The organism is Tissierella sp., assembly GCF_032104385.1.
Taxonomy (GTDB): Bacteria; Bacillota; Clostridia; order Tissierellales; family Tissierellaceae; genus Tissierella.
This window is the reverse complement of the sequence record NZ_DAMCHJ010000011.1, coordinates 63,612-78,171: the sequence shown is the minus strand read 5'-3', so window position 1 is coordinate 78,171 and position 14,560 is coordinate 63,612. Positions and strand designations below refer to the sequence as shown.

The 14,560-nt window shown below is 29.7% G+C and carries 13 protein-coding genes; 3 read left to right on the top strand and 10 right to left on the bottom strand.

What is annotated here, in order from left to right; all coding sequences use genetic code 11:
* Positions 1-261 precede the first annotated feature (261 nt).
* Complete coding sequence (gene murC, locus RT714_RS11565; protein WP_313757786.1) at positions 262-1,662, top strand: UDP-N-acetylmuramate--L-alanine ligase; 1,401 nt, start codon at positions 262-264, stop codon at positions 1,660-1,662.
* A gap of 114 nt (positions 1,663-1,776) precedes the next feature.
* Here murC and RT714_RS11560 read toward each other — a convergent pair whose 3' ends face one another.
* The 6 genes from RT714_RS11560 to RT714_RS11535 all read right to left on the bottom strand — a co-directional run bounded on the left by RT714_RS11560 (position 1,777) and on the right by RT714_RS11535 (position 7,689).
* The gene (locus tag RT714_RS11560; RefSeq protein ID WP_313757784.1) at positions 1,777-2,775 is read right to left on the bottom strand and encodes an LCP family protein; all 999 of its coding nucleotides are present in this window, start codon (positions 2,773-2,775) and stop codon (positions 1,777-1,779) included.
* Positions 2,776-2,971: 196 nt separating this feature from the next.
* Complete coding sequence (locus tag RT714_RS11555) at positions 2,972-3,820, bottom strand: 3-hydroxybutyryl-CoA dehydrogenase (RefSeq protein ID WP_313757782.1); 849 nt, start codon at positions 3,818-3,820, stop codon at positions 2,972-2,974.
* A 19-nt stretch (positions 3,821-3,839) separates the two neighbouring features.
* Positions 3,840-4,613, bottom strand: coding sequence for a short-chain-enoyl-CoA hydratase (locus RT714_RS11550; RefSeq protein ID WP_399326768.1), 774 nt, complete (start codon positions 4,611-4,613; stop codon positions 3,840-3,842).
* A 120-nt stretch (positions 4,614-4,733) separates the two neighbouring features.
* On the bottom strand, positions 4,734-5,858 hold the full coding sequence (locus tag RT714_RS11545) for a SpoIIE family protein phosphatase (RefSeq protein ID WP_313757780.1): 1,125 nt from the start codon (positions 5,856-5,858) through the stop codon (positions 4,734-4,736).
* 120 nt (positions 5,859-5,978) lie between these two features.
* A complete protein-coding gene (locus tag RT714_RS11540; RefSeq protein WP_313757779.1) occupies positions 5,979-6,503 on the bottom strand; it encodes a cob(I)yrinic acid a,c-diamide adenosyltransferase in 525 nt (174 codons plus the stop codon).
* Between the two features lie 46 nt (positions 6,504-6,549).
* Complete coding sequence (locus RT714_RS11535) at positions 6,550-7,689, bottom strand: class I SAM-dependent RNA methyltransferase (RefSeq protein ID WP_313757778.1); 1,140 nt, start codon at positions 7,687-7,689, stop codon at positions 6,550-6,552.
* A gap of 141 nt (positions 7,690-7,830) precedes the next feature.
* On the opposite strand from RT714_RS11535, the gene RT714_RS11530 reads away from it, so the two are divergent.
* Complete coding sequence (locus RT714_RS11530) at positions 7,831-8,208, top strand: class II SORL domain-containing protein (protein ID WP_313757777.1); 378 nt, start codon at positions 7,831-7,833, stop codon at positions 8,206-8,208.
* Between the two features lie 423 nt (positions 8,209-8,631).
* On the top strand, positions 8,632-9,855 hold the full coding sequence (tyrS, locus tag RT714_RS11525) for a tyrosine--tRNA ligase (RefSeq protein WP_313757775.1): 1,224 nt from the start codon (positions 8,632-8,634) through the stop codon (positions 9,853-9,855).
* Positions 9,856-9,901: 46 nt separating this feature from the next.
* On the opposite strand, the gene RT714_RS11520 is transcribed toward tyrS, so the two are convergent.
* From RT714_RS11520 to RT714_RS11505, 4 genes are all read right to left on the bottom strand, one after another.
* Positions 9,902-10,471 (bottom strand): xanthine phosphoribosyltransferase, encoded by a 570-nt coding sequence (locus RT714_RS11520; RefSeq protein WP_313757774.1) that lies wholly within the window; start codon positions 10,469-10,471, stop codon positions 9,902-9,904.
* A gap of 77 nt (positions 10,472-10,548) precedes the next feature.
* Complete coding sequence (locus tag RT714_RS11515; RefSeq protein ID WP_313757772.1) at positions 10,549-11,340, bottom strand: prolyl oligopeptidase family serine peptidase; 792 nt, start codon at positions 11,338-11,340, stop codon at positions 10,549-10,551.
* A gap of 88 nt (positions 11,341-11,428) precedes the next feature.
* Positions 11,429-12,205: a hypothetical protein gene (locus RT714_RS11510; RefSeq protein WP_313757770.1), complete on the bottom strand. Its 777-nt coding sequence runs from the start codon at positions 12,203-12,205 to the stop codon at positions 11,429-11,431.
* Between the two features lie 15 nt (positions 12,206-12,220).
* A partial coding sequence (locus RT714_RS11505; protein ID WP_313757769.1) for an AAA family ATPase occupies positions 12,221-14,560 on the bottom strand: 2,340 nt, incomplete at its 5' end.

The window sequence follows — 14,560 nt, the reverse complement described above, 5'->3', positions numbered from 1 at the left end:
CCTTTTTTTAAGTCACAAAAACTATTGAATATTCTTTATATTCTATAAAAAATCAAAAACTCCTTCTTTTTTTGAAATTTTTTTTACTTTTTTATTAATTTCTTATAAACTTTACATAATCTACAAATTTATCTTTAAATATTTTTCCATTATGATATAATCTATCAGTGACAATTTAATACTATTAGAATAAGATAATATTAATATATAATATGGTAATAATAATTAGAGAAAGTAATTTTTTATTTAGGAGGAAAGCTTATGTTCGACTTTTGCATAACTGATAATAAATATCCTAGGGTTCATTTTATTGGAATTGGTGGTATATCTATGAGTGGTTTGGCTGAAATATTACTATCTGAAGGATATATTGTAACTGGCTCTGACACAAAAGATAGTTCTATAATTGAAAGATTAAAAAATTTAGGAGCCAAGATTTACATAAATCATAGGCCAAGTAATGTGGATGGTGCTGATTTAGTAATATATACAGATGCAATATCAAAGGATAATGAAGAGCTTGTAAAAGCATTTTCCCTTAATATCCCTGTAATTGATAGAGCAGCATTTCTAGGTGCTTTAATGAAAAACTATAAAAATTCTATAGCAGTATCTGGAACCCATGGAAAAACTACTACCACTAGTATGTTATCTACTATATTAAATCGTTCTACATTAAACCCCACTATTCTTTTAGGTGGGCAATTAGATGAAATAGGTGGTAATGTAAAATTAGGTTCCAAGGATTATATACTTACAGAAGCCTGCGAATATAAAGGAAATATATTAAAATATTTTCCTACAATGGCTATAATTTTAAATGTTGATGCAGACCATTTAGATTATTTTAGAAATATGGATCATATACTAGAAACTTTTATTGAATACAGTAAGAATCTTAATGAAAACAGCTATCTATTGATTAATATAGATGATGTAAGCTCACAAAAGATAATATCCAGCACTAAAGCTAAAGTAATTACTTTTGGAATTACTGGAAATCCAGATTATAAGGCAGAAAACATAACATTTTCTACTGAAGGATATCCATCATATACTCTTAAGATTAATGGAGAACTATATTCCATTAAATTAAATGTTATGGGTATTCATAATGTATATAATTCTTTAGCTAGTATTGTTGCAGCCCATACTTATGGTATTTCTATGGAAGATATCCAAAAAAACATATCGATTTATACTGGGGTCCATAGAAGATTAGAATTGAAGGGATACTATAAAGGTGTAAAAATCATTGACGATTACGCACACCATCCAACAGAAATCAGAGCTACATTAAATGCACTGAAAAATTCTACAACTGGAGATATCTATTGTGTATTCCAACCACATACCTATACTAGAACTAAACTTTTATTAGATAATTTTGCAGAATCTTTTACTGAAGCAGATAAAGTTATAATCACAGATATTTATGCTGCTAGAGAAATAGACAATGGGCTGATCCATTCAAAAGATTTGGCAAATGCTATATTTAATAATGGTTCAGATGCTGTTTACCTTGGATCATTTGAAGAAGTGGAAGATTATTTATTGAGTAACGCTAAAGAAAATGATATTATCTTAACTATGGGTGCTGGAAATGTATATCTTGTAGGTGATTCAATAATAGAACATAATAAGGAAAAAACAGCAGTTTAAGCCTTTTCAAATTAAAAGATAGATTCTTCTCTGTGTTCAGAATCATAAACATATTGTCATCCCGAACATGGGGAGGATCTTTTTAAATACATAAAAAAGCCCTTATCAATAAAATTAAAGATTTGGGCTTTTTACATTATAAATTTTTTCTAGTAATTTCGTTATTTCTATTTTATCATATATGAAGTATGATAGTACTTTTTTGTTTATTTTCCTAAACTCTGCTTTTCCTGGTAATGTAAGCATTTCAAAGTCCTCATTATTCATTCCAATGGCTTTTCTACCATAGGACAGTGTATCTATTAAATTAATATCAGTTTTAACATGATTAAAACCTTTTGTAATAACAGTTAATATGTTTTCTGATGCTTTACCTATGAATGACTGTATAAATCTTTGTTGAGCCTTTATCCTCCCTAGATCTCCATCTATATATCCACTTTTTTTATTATTTCCTTTTCTATATCTCAAGAACTCTATTGAGCTTTTTCCATCTAATACTTGCTTTCCAGGTGGAATATCTATATTTAATGGAGGATTCGCCGTAGGATCTTTATATTTCATATTAAATGGTACCTCTACTTCAACACCATTTAATCCATCAACGATCTTTTCCACACCTTTATAATCTAACATCACATAATGATGAATAGGTACTCCATCTAATATATGAGATACAGTTTTTTTAACTCCCTCTACTCCATGTTCTCCATATACACTATTTATTTTCCTTTGCTCTGCTGTATTATAGCCTTTTCTATGAATATAAGTATCCCTAGGTATATTCATTAAACTAACCTTTTTAGTATCTGGACAAAAAGAAGCAAATATAATAGTATCAGTCCTTATATCTTCCATTCCCAATATTACAAAGTTTACCCTATTACCTTTTTCTATAGCTTCTTTTAAGTTAGAATATACTTCCGGTTCTTTTGTTTCTGTTTCTAATTTTTTAACTATGGTTTTACTAATATCCATTTTGTCCATTAATGGTATATTTATATTACCTTCAAATTCTATATTCTTTTCTTTTATGTAAGAATAAGAACCAATGGATATTGCAATAAAAAAACAGATAAATGATATAATAAAAACCTTAGAAAAAGTTCTCATATGAAGCCACCTTCCCAAATAAAGTCTTTCTAATATATTGTAACCAATTTTATATTTTTTAATTGTCAATGGAACATACAAAATATATATCCTATAAATATGATGATGAATTTAGCACTTGTATAAGTATTTTAAAAATAATCTTATTCAAAGAAGGCATAAAAATAACCCTTCCGATTTTTGGAAGGGTTATTTTTTAATATTCAAAGAATCCTTTTTTAGTTTTTCTACCTAATAATCCTCCTCTTACCATCTTTCTTAGTAGAGGATGAGCTCTATATTTTGAATCACCAAATTCCTCATATAAAACATCCATAATAGCTAGACAAACATCAAGACCTATTAAATCTCCTAAAGCTAAAGGCCCCATTGGATGATTTGCTCCTAATTTCATAGCTTCATCTATATCTGAAGCCGTAGCTACTCCGTCCGCAAGGATACCTACTGCCTCATTTATCATAGGAATAAGTATTCTATTTACTACAAATCCTGGTGCTTCTTCTACTTCTACTGGAGTTTTACCTAATCCTTTAGATAATTCAACTATTGTATTCTTTGTTTCTTCTGAAGTTGCTATTCCCTTTATAACCTCAACTAATTTCATCATTGGAACTGGATTAAAGAAATGCATTCCTATAACCTTATCTGCCCTATTGGTCCCTTTTGCAATCTCAGTAATAGATAATGATGAAGTATTGGTAGCAAGAATTGCAGTTTCCTTACATAATTTATCTAATTTAGCAAATATCTCTTTCTTTAACTCCATATCTTCAGATATAGCTTCAATAACTAAATCACAATCTTTTAAATCTTCATAGGATGTAGTTATAGAAATATTATTTAATGTATTATCCATAACTTCCTTTGTAATTTTTTCTTTTTCTACAAGTCTGTTTAGCCCTTTTTCTATAGACTTAATACTTCCTCTTGGATTAGCCTCGTCAATTGATCTAACCCACATAGTTACATCATAATCCTTCTGTGCAAAAATCTGTACTATACCACAAGCCATTGTGCCTCTACCTAATATACCTATCTTTTTCATACTGTACTGCACCTCCAAATTATTTTAATTTATAACTAGGTGTACGTTTTTCTAAAAACGCGCCCATTCCTTCCTTTTGGTCTTCTGTTGCAAAGCAAAGTCCAAATAAATCTTTTTCAATAGCCATTCCAGTATCTAAATCCGTTTCTATTCCTCTATTTATAGCAGTTTTAGCGTATCTTACAGCAAGCTGAGCCTTAGAGATAATCTTATTTGCCATCTCAATAGCTACTTCCATTAATTCCTCTACTGATACTACTTTATTAACTAATCCAATCCTATATGCTTCTTCTGCATTAATTATATCACAAGTAAATATAAGCTCCTTTGCTCTCCCTACTCCCACAAGTCTAGATAATCTTTGAGTCCCAGCAAAACCTGGAGTAATTCCAAGGCCTACTTCTGGCTGTCCAAATTTAGCTTTTTCCGATGCTATTCTAATATCACAAGACATAGAAAGTTCACAGCCTCCACCTAAAGCAAAACCATTTATAGCAGCTATAACTGGTTTTTCCATAAGCTCAAGCTTTCTAAATACAGATAATCCTTTTTCAGCAAAAACTCTAGCTTCTGTTGTATTCATACCCTTCATTTCCCCTATATCCGCCCCTGCAACAAAAGCTCTGCCTTCTCCTGTCAATATCAATACATAAATTTCTTCATCACTGTTAATCATATCTATTGCATTGTTCAAATCATCCAATACAGCTGAATTTAAAGCGTTTAATGCCTCTGGTCTGTTAATAGATAAAATTCCAATATTCCCTTCTTTCCTAAATAATAAATTATCCAAACTCAAAACATCATCCCCTTTTGTTAATATTATATCAAATGCTTTGTTGGAAATCAATTCCTATTCCAATATATTATACCACATAAATATACTGAATAAGCAAAAGCTTATTCAGTATATTTATTTAATAACGTCCATCAATACTAAAGCAAAGTCATCTTGTTGCTCACCCCAGCTGTGGATTATAATATTATTATTTATCTCGTTTAAAATATTTTCTTTGTGGTTTTCTATAATCTCCATTACACTTTCTATACCGAATTCTTCTCCTGATTTATCCTTAGCTTCCGTAATACCATCAGTATAAAATAAGATTTTATCTCCTTTATTTAATTTAATGCTTTTTTCTTCATAAAATATTTCTTTAAATAATAAAGTCATAGGATATCCCTTTATCTCTAAAGTTTCCATTTTGCTTTTATTATATCTAATAGGAATACAATTATGCCCTGCATTGGAATATTTAAATTCATAAGTTATTTTATTAAAAACACCATAAAATATTGTAAAATACTTATCTACTTCTAGATTTAATGTACTAAACCTTCGATATAATTCTGACAGTGCAACTGATGGACTTAGTATATCGTCTTTTATAGATCTCATAGTCTGTCTAATAAACATAGTCATCATAGCAGCTGCCATACCATGGCCTGAAACATCTGAAATATATATTCCTATGTTTTCATCATCAATGTGAAAAACATCAAACATATCCCCACTTAGCATTTCAGAAGGCCTATAAATATAATCAATGGCAATATTATCTAATATCTCCTTATTTGGTAAAATCTTTTCCTGAATTCTTTTAGCAAATCCAAGATCCTTGCTCATCTTCTTATTTTTCTCAATTAACTCTAATTCTAGCTTTCTTTCCCTAGTTACATCTCTAAATACTTCCACTGCTGCAAAAACTTTTCCTTCTGAATTAGTAACAGGTGAAGATTTCACTGAAAAATATCTTTCATTAATCTTTTCTTCCTTTTGCACAATCTCTCCAGTATTTATACTTCTTTCCGTAATACAGAAACTACATGGCATCTTTTTACCATGGGCTCTATAGCATTTCATACCTACTAAATCTGTCCCCAAAGCTTCCTTCATTGTCTTATTTGCATATATAATAGTCCCATCTTTATCCACAACACGAACCCAATCCGCCATACCTTCAAGTACGTGGTAGTTTAGCATACCATATTCTTCTATCTTCTTTTCTACATAATTTAAATTTTCTTTTCCTAGCATGCTTATCACCCATATATAATATTTATTATCCTTAAGTATTAATTATATTGTAAAGTAATTCTTGTCCCTATTTTATCCTATTTAATAAACAAATTCTATATTTTTTTACAATTTAATACTTTAGTACCTAACAGGAACCTCTTTTTCTTCTGAATATCTTGCCATTGAATATAGTGCATCAGATAATCTATTTACATATTTTATAACTAAAGGGTCTATATCTGCAACTTTTGATAGAGTAATTATTCTTCTTTCTGCTCTCCTACATATTGTCCTTGCAACATGTAGATGGGCGGATTTCTTTCCAGAACCTGGTACAATAAAACCGGTAGGATTGTTTAATTTTCCCATGTATAAGTCAATAATCTTCTCTAAGTAATCTATATCTTCCTCTGCTATATGGTACTTTACCTTTGTACTATCTTCTGTGGCCAAATTTGTAGCAACTGTAAAAAGTTTATTCTGTATATTTTGAATTAAATCATACATTTCTTCATCTTCAACATAGTTTTTAGCTAACCCCATAAATGTTCCCAATTCATCAACAGTTCCATAGCTCTCCACTCTTATATCGTCTTTTGATACTCTCTTATTATCAAAAAGACTAGTTGTTCCCTTATCTCCTGTCTTAGTATAAATAGTCACAATATCCCCTCCTATTTTTTAATTGACAATCAAGAATTGACAATTGTCAATTCTTTTTTTCTGGTTTTGGTCCATAGTATTGATAGTAATCTACCTTAATTCTTCCATTATACAATTTTCTTTTTCTATCTGCCTTTTTGCCATAATCTTTCTCAAAATTTTCATTGGAAGTTATTACATAAACCGACCAAGTATCAAGTTCTTTAAACCTTAAACCTAAATCCTTGTGAAGTCTTTCAACCTCTCTTCTTTCACTTATACGCTCCCCATAAGGTGGATTTGTAATAACTACACCATATTCATTTTTTAGCTCTGCATCTCTAAAATCTTTAATAAAAAAGGCTATATCATCTTCTAATCCAAAATTAGCAGCATTGTCCCTAGCACGAAGAATTGCCTTTCTATCTATATCACATCCCAATATGTGTAACTTTGTTTCATTGTCTATAGCTTTAAAAGCTTCTTTTTTAACCTCTTGCCAATACTCTTTTTTTACCCTAGGCCATTTTTCTGCTGCAAAGTTTCGATCAAGACCTGGAGCCATATTCCTCCCTATCATAGCTGCCTCTATAGGAATAGTTCCCGAACCACAGAATGGATCAAATAAAACTCTATCCTTATTCCAATAGCTTAAAAGTATCATTGCAGCCGCAAGAGTTTCCTTTATAGGTGCATCTCCTTGCCTTTCCCTATATCCTCTTTTATGAAGTCCATCTCCTGAAGTATCTATCGTCAAAGTTGCTATATCTTTTAATAAAGATACCTCTATAGTATATTTAGCTCCGGTTTTTTCAAACCATTCTACGTTATACTTAGTCTTTAATCTTTCTACTACTGCTTTTTCCACTATTCTCTGACAATCAGATATACTAAATAATTTAGAATCTATACTTTTACCTTCAACCACAAAATTTCCGTCTTCTGTAATCCACTCTTCCCAAGGAAGTTCCTTTGTCTTTTCGAATAATTCTTCAAAAGTTAAAGCCTTAAATTCTCCCATCTTTAAAAGTACTCTATCTGCAGTCCTAAGCCATAAATTAGTTCTTGGTATATCCTTCTCCGTTCCAGTAAATATAACTTTCCCATTTTCTACTTTTAAATCATTATATCCTAAATTCATTAATTCTCTCTTAACTATAGCCTCCAAGCCAAAAGTCGCAGTAGCTATTAACTCAATGTTTCCCATATTATCTCTCCTTAAAAAATGTATAATTATATTATACTCTATATCTTAAATATTTAGTTAATAATATTGATTATTTTTTTCTTTATTTGGGTATAACAGTTATTGAATGTTAAATAATAATTATTATGGAGGGGTTTATATATGAAAAGCATAAGTAATTTATATCAAAGCGGAGATTGGAAAGGTGAAAAACATGTTCCAGTAATTCATGCACCTGAAACAGTTAAAAAAGATGATTTAGTAGATGTTAAAGTTCTTGTTGGAGAAGAAATAGCACATCCGAATACATTCGAGCATTATATTTCATGGATAAAAGTATATTTCCAACCTGAAGGACATAAATTCCCAATTGAAATCGGCTCATTTGATTTTACTTCCCATGGAGAAAGTGGATTATTTACTGAACCAAATGTATCCCTTAGATTCAAAGCTGAAAAATCAGGTACAATATATGCAACATCCTATTGTAATATTCACGGATTATGGGAAAATAGCGTAGAACTTAAAGTAGAAGAATAGAAGGACTCTTGACAACATTTTTATATTAGTATATTATAAAATATAATTATATAATTAACTATGAAGGATAAAAGTAACTAGTTAAAGGTAAATCCACAGAGAGTAGGCTATTGGTGAGAAGTCTATATCCTTAGCTTAGTGAATTACATTTCTGGAGTTTCAATTTAATTATTGCGTTTCCCACACGTTACGTGGATGAGGCTTTATGCGAATTAAGGTGGTACCACGGGTTTCCTCTCGTCCTTTAGATGAGATGAAGCCCTTTTTTTATGACCTAACTTAGCGAACGATAGTGAGCTTTAGTAGGTCAAACGCAACGAGCACCAAATTTGCACGACCGTTAGAGAATGAACAAATTTGAGTTGCGAGACTGCGTAAAATGACCTAACTTAGAGAATAATAATTATAAATAGGAGGAATATTATGCAAAATGTATTCGATGCTTTAATGGAACGAGGATATATCAAGCAAACTACACATGAAGAAGAAATAAGAGAATTATTAGGTAAAGAAAGCGTGACCTTTTATATAGGGTTTGACCCTACTGCCGATAGTTTACACGTAGGTCATTTTATAGCTATGATGTTTATGGCTCATATGCAAAGAGCTGGTCACAGACCAATCGCCTTAGTTGGAGGCGGTACTGCAATGATCGGTGACCCTTCTGGTAGAACTGATATGAGAAAAATGCTTACTCAAGAAGATATCACTCACAATGTAAGTAGTATCAAAAAGCAACTAAGTAAATTAATCGACTTTAGTGAAGGTAAGGCTATTTTAGTTGACAACGCAGATTGGTTACTTGATTTAAATTATGTTGACTTTTTAAGAGAGGTAGGTTCTCATTTTTCAGTAAATAGAATGTTAACTGCAGAATGTTTTAAGCAAAGATTAGAAAAAGGACTATCTTTCTTGGAATTCAACTATATGCTAATGCAAGGATATGATTTTTTTGTACTAAATGAAAAATATAATTGTAAAATGCAATTAGGCGGAGATGACCAATGGTCAAATATGATTGCTGGTATGGATTTAGTAAGAAGAAAATCTAGCAAGCAAGTATATGCTATGACCTGTACTTTACTTACTAATAGTGAAGGAGATAAAATGGGTAAAACAGCAAAAGGTGCTCTTTGGTTAGACCCTGAAAAAACATCTCCTTATGAATTTTATCAATACTGGAGAAATGTTGATGATGCAGATGTTGATAAATGCTTAAGATTACTGACATTTGTTCCTATGGATGAGGTAAGAAGACTAAATGCTTTAGAAGGAGCTGAAATCAATAAGGCGAAAGAAGTATTAGCTTTTGAAGTAACAAAGCTAATTCATGGAGAAGAAGAAGCTAATAAAGCCAAACAAGCAGCTAAAGCATTATTCTCTGGTGGTATGGATGAAGGTTCAATTCCTTTTACTGAAATGGATAAGACTGTATTTGAAAAGGGAATTGGGATTCTTGACTTATTAAAAGATATAAACCTTACTAAATCAAATAGTGAAGGAAGAAGACTTGTAGAGCAAGGCGGCATTACAATTGATGATATAAAGGTAGAATCAATAGATAAGCAAGTTACTTTAGATGATTTCAAAGATGAAAAAATAATGATTAGAAAAGGTAAAAAAGTATATCATCAAGTGAGAATTTAAAACAACTTCACTTTTTGGTGCCAGGCACCAAAAAGTGAAGTTGTTTTTATCTAAATATAATTTCTCCCTTTTCTGTAGATTGTACAATAGCTAAAGATTCAAGTTTTATTCCTTTGCTCCTTAGACTATCACCACCTTTTTGAAATCCCTTTTCTATAGCAATACCTAATCCAACTAAATTGCAGTTAGCCTTATTTATTATATCTATCAACCCTTCAGCAGCCTTTCCATTAGCAAGGAAATCATCTATTATTAATATATTTTCCCGTTCATTTAGGTATCTCTTTGATACTCTTATAGTATAAGTTTTATCCTTTGTATAGGAATATACTGTACTTTCATATGTATCATTATCTAGATTTTTTGATTCTGTTTTCTTTGCAAATACTACTGGGACATTAAAATGTTGAGCTGCAATGACTGCAATAGCTATGCCTGATGCTTCTATAGTAAGAATCTTATCTACTTTATCAGATGCAAATCTAGATTTAAATTCTTTTCCTATTTCATTCAATAATTCTATATCTATTTGATGATTTAAAAAACTATCTACTTTTATAACATTTCCTTCTTTAAGAGTCCCATCTTTAATTATTCTTTGTTTTAGTAATTCCATCTCTTCACCTCAATGATTATTTTATACTATACTATAATAATTAAAGAATTTATTCAAGAAATTAATATTTATATAAGCTAAATAATTTCACCATTATTAAATCTTTTCACTTCACATAACCAAGATATACTTTCTTCCATCATATTTGTAGTTACATAATGATTTAAGTTAGGATATTCAACTAACTTAATATTTTTCTTGTTTTTATATAAAGGCTGAAGCTTCTGTATAAATAATCTTTGACTATCTATGGACACTATGCTATCACTATCTCCATGAAGTATAAGAGCAGGTCTATCCTTAAATAATTCCAAATTGTTATAAGGATCTAGTTTCTCTATCTTTTCCTCAATTTCTTTTAAGTCCTCAGTCATTTTAATTCCTAAATACTTTTTAAATATGTCATTGGAATTTTTCCATGCACAGGAGCCATTTAACACAACTAAAGATTTTATCATAGGATTATGTGTAAATATTCCTGCAGCAGTAAATCCTCCCATAGAATGACCTGTTAAAAAAATATTATCTGGATCTCCTTGATATTTCATGATAATTTGCTCTATCAATAAATTAGATTCTTCCATATTGTTTAATATTGTCTCCCAAAAATATTTACCACTAGCTGTTGTATAATCTATCGGATTTCTCTCTCCATGATAAATACCATCTGGTATTAATACTTGAAAGCCTACTGTTGCAAATATTAATCCTCTGATCCTTTGAGATTCCTTATTTGAACCCCAACCATGGTAAAATATAATAGTTGGTATAGTACCTTCTACATCTTTTGGTCTAAATAAAATGGCAGGAATATTTTCTATATATATCTTTTCTTCAACTATATAATTAGAATATAAATAATCTTTCATTTAATCCTGAACTCAAATCTAATATAAATAAGATTATAGTGTTACAGGATTTTCACCTACCTTTCCTTTTATAGTTTTTTCTACATATTTATTTCTTTGAAATCTTTGCTTTAGCAAAATATCCAATAGCAAAACCTACTACTAAAACTATAATAGTTGGAATAATCAAAGCTTTAGTTGGATTTCCCGTAAGATATAAAGCTGTAGGACCATCAGCCCCACCTATTATGGCGACAGAACCTTCCTTTTCTATATTATTTATATCATCAGAAGAAATTTCTTCTGATTCTTGAATATTACCATCAAAAATGATAGTTTTTTCTTCACCAGCATAAACAATTTCTTTATTTCCATCAAAGAAAAATTCATTAATTTCTCCATCACTATTAACAAAAGCTTTGATGGCAGCGGCTTCCATTTTGTAGCCCATACTTACATATCTTGGTAAAATCACTGACAAATTTTTATAATCAATACTATCAACCTTATATGCTCCCCAAGCAATTTCAAAACCTTTTCCCGATTTTAAAACTGACATAAGTACATAATCTCCTACAGAAGGATTACCTTCATTGTCATTCTCATCATAAAAAAAAGTATATCTAAATGATGATATAATATTTACCTCACTAAGATTTAACTGCTTTCTAGCAGCATAATTATTTAAGTCCTTATTACTAATTATATTTTTTTCTACAGAAACCTTTATGTCATTTTCATCTATACTGATTATTTCTCCAACTATCAATGCATCATGATCATTATGCATTAAACGATAAAGTCCATCCGCAGCATAAACATTGTTATTTAATATTAATACGAAGATAAAAATTAAGGCTATACAATGTTTTTTAAGACTCCCCATATATATCACCTTCCTTTATATTTTTATAAGATTTCCCCCTAACATCTTAGCTGTTTCTGGATCACAAGTTGTAAAAATAATTTGATATTCCTTGGCAAAGTCATTTATTAGTTTTACAGATTGATCCTTTCTCTTAGGATCTAAATCTACTAAGCAATCATCTAATATAACATATCCGCTTTGACCCTTAAAAATATGCTTTAATAGAGAAAATCTTAGAGCTAATGTAACACTGTCATAGGTTCCAGCTGATAACAGCTCAACAGGAATCTCACCATTTAAGTTTTGAAGCTTTATATTAAACTCTTCATCTATGTCCCCAGTTTTATATTTACCATCTGTAATAATCTCCAATAATCTTGCAAATTCATATGCTAATGGTTCCATGGGATTATTTGATAGTTCTTCTTTTGTTTTTAAAAATACCTTTTGAATTTCTAAGAGTTTTTCTCCTCTTTGAATATTCCTTTGAAATATAGATTCAGAATGTAAATATTCTTTTCTTAATTCTTCAAAAGATATATCTAAAAGATTGTTTTTAACTTCATAATAATGGGATTTTAACCCGTCCCAATCTCCTTTATTATTACTTAATTCTTCTTTAATCAAAATCAAATTGTTCTTAAATTCTTCTGCTGTAGTAAATTCTTCAGGTAATGGTTTTAATTTTTCTAACTTTGACTTTTTATCTTTAAGTATAGTTTTTTTATCTATGACTAAATCAAATAAATTGTCATGATCAGTGTATTCCTCCTTCCACTGAACTATTAAATCTGTCTTATTCTTTTTATTTGCTAAGATATCTAATTCTTCCTCATTGATTTTAGCTAATTCTTTATCAATTTCATCTAAATCCCTAAACACTTTAATATTCGCTAGTTCTTTTAATTCTTCCTCTAATTCTCCCTTTGTACTGTTATCTAATATCAATTCCAATTGTTTATTTAAAGATATCTTTTCATTCTCTAGTTTTTTAATTTTTTCAAAATTAAATTTACCAGCTTCTATAGTATCAATCTTGAGAATGTGTAATAATTGATTATATTCTTTCTTAGATGATCTATATTTATTATTTAATTCTTCAAAGTCTAAATCTCCTGTTTTAATTTCTATTTCAAGCTCATTATCATAGATTATATTTATTAGACCATTGGCTTCAAATGGAATACCTAAATCAAGTACTTCTCGCTCCTTAAAATCTCTTGATATATATAATGGCTTATCCGATGATTTTTTTAATATTCCAATCATTTTACCAGCCTTCATAGTAGTATCTAATGTTAATAACTTAGTCTGAATCTTAGATAATTTGTCTATATCATCACTATTTATTGTGGGTATTGTAGATAATTCATTTATAATAGAATTTATCTTCTCTTGAATTTCTTCTATATTTTTTAATTTCTTTTCTAGGCTCTCCTTCTTCTTTGATTTCTCTAAATCATCCTTCTCTTTATTTAATTTTTCTCTTTTTTCTTTTAATACAAGGATTTTTTCATCCAGTTGCTCTAATAATTGCTCAGTTTTAGGCCATTCTCTATTGGCTTCTGATAAATCTCCTAAGTCTTTATTAATAGAATATATTTCTGCATCTAAAATCATCCTATTATTTACATCATCTTCAATCCTTTCTAATCCAAGTTTTTTTTCAGATAATAATTTTATCTTCTCCTCTAATTCCTTGATTTTATTACATATATTCTCAAATTCTTTTTCTGATTCATCTGCTCTTTCCATGAGCAATTTTAAATTCTCTTTATAATAGTAGCTTTCTAATATCTTTCCTAGTCCAGTTTTATATGGGTTGTTAACTCCTCTATTATTTTCCGGGTAGTTTTTCTCTCTATTCCATCTCTTATATAAACTATCTATTTCATCTTCTATATTTTTCTGTATAGTATCGATGGATATACCGTCTAATTCCATCATAGTTCTTCTTAATAAATCATTAATTTCATTAGTTATTTCCCTATTATTAATTATATTAAATAAAGCCCTCTTCAAATCTCTTTGCTTAGCAAATACAATATTGCTATAGGTACTTTCTCCATAGGTTAGGATTTTAGATAATTCTTCCTTAATGTCATTTTCATTTTTAATAATATTTCCATTTGGAGTTAATAAATGTATATTTTCAGCACTTCCCCATTCTTTATAGATTTCATATTCTCCATTATCATATTCTATGATAACTTTGCCATTGATAAAATCACCATTTGGCTGTGGCATAAACTTAAATGAGAACTCTTTATCTAAATTATTATTTCTTCTAAGCCTTATATCCTTAAATAAAGTAGAATGAATCCCTTCAATAATGGTACTCTTACCTGATTCGTTGGGGCCTAATATTACATT

Bases quoted from the DNA above. Each gene is read 5' to 3' on its own strand.
- murC (WP_313757786.1), top strand. From the start codon at position 262: ATGTTCGACTTTTGCATAACTGATAATAAATATCCTAGGGTTCATTTT.
- RT714_RS11560 (WP_313757784.1), bottom strand. From the start codon at position 2,775: ATGAGAACTTTTTCTAAGGTTTTTATTATATCATTTATCTGTTTTTTT.
- RT714_RS11555 (WP_313757782.1), bottom strand. From the start codon at position 3,820: ATGAAAAAGATAGGTATATTAGGTAGAGGCACAATGGCTTGTGGTATA.
- RT714_RS11545 (WP_313757780.1), bottom strand. From the start codon at position 5,858: ATGCTAGGAAAAGAAAATTTAAATTATGTAGAAAAGAAGATAGAAGAA.
- RT714_RS11535 (WP_313757778.1), bottom strand. From the start codon at position 7,689: ATGGGAAACATTGAGTTAATAGCTACTGCGACTTTTGGCTTGGAGGCT.
- RT714_RS11530 (WP_313757777.1), top strand. From the start codon at position 7,831: ATGAAAAGCATAAGTAATTTATATCAAAGCGGAGATTGGAAAGGTGAA.
- tyrS (WP_313757775.1), top strand. From the start codon at position 8,632: ATGCAAAATGTATTCGATGCTTTAATGGAACGAGGATATATCAAGCAA.
- RT714_RS11520 (WP_313757774.1), bottom strand. From the start codon at position 10,471: ATGGAATTACTAAAACAAAGAATAATTAAAGATGGGACTCTTAAAGAA.
- RT714_RS11515 (WP_313757772.1), bottom strand. From the start codon at position 11,340: ATGAAAGATTATTTATATTCTAATTATATAGTTGAAGAAAAGATATAT.
- RT714_RS11510 (WP_313757770.1), bottom strand. From the start codon at position 12,205: ATGGGGAGTCTTAAAAAACATTGTATAGCCTTAATTTTTATCTTCGTA.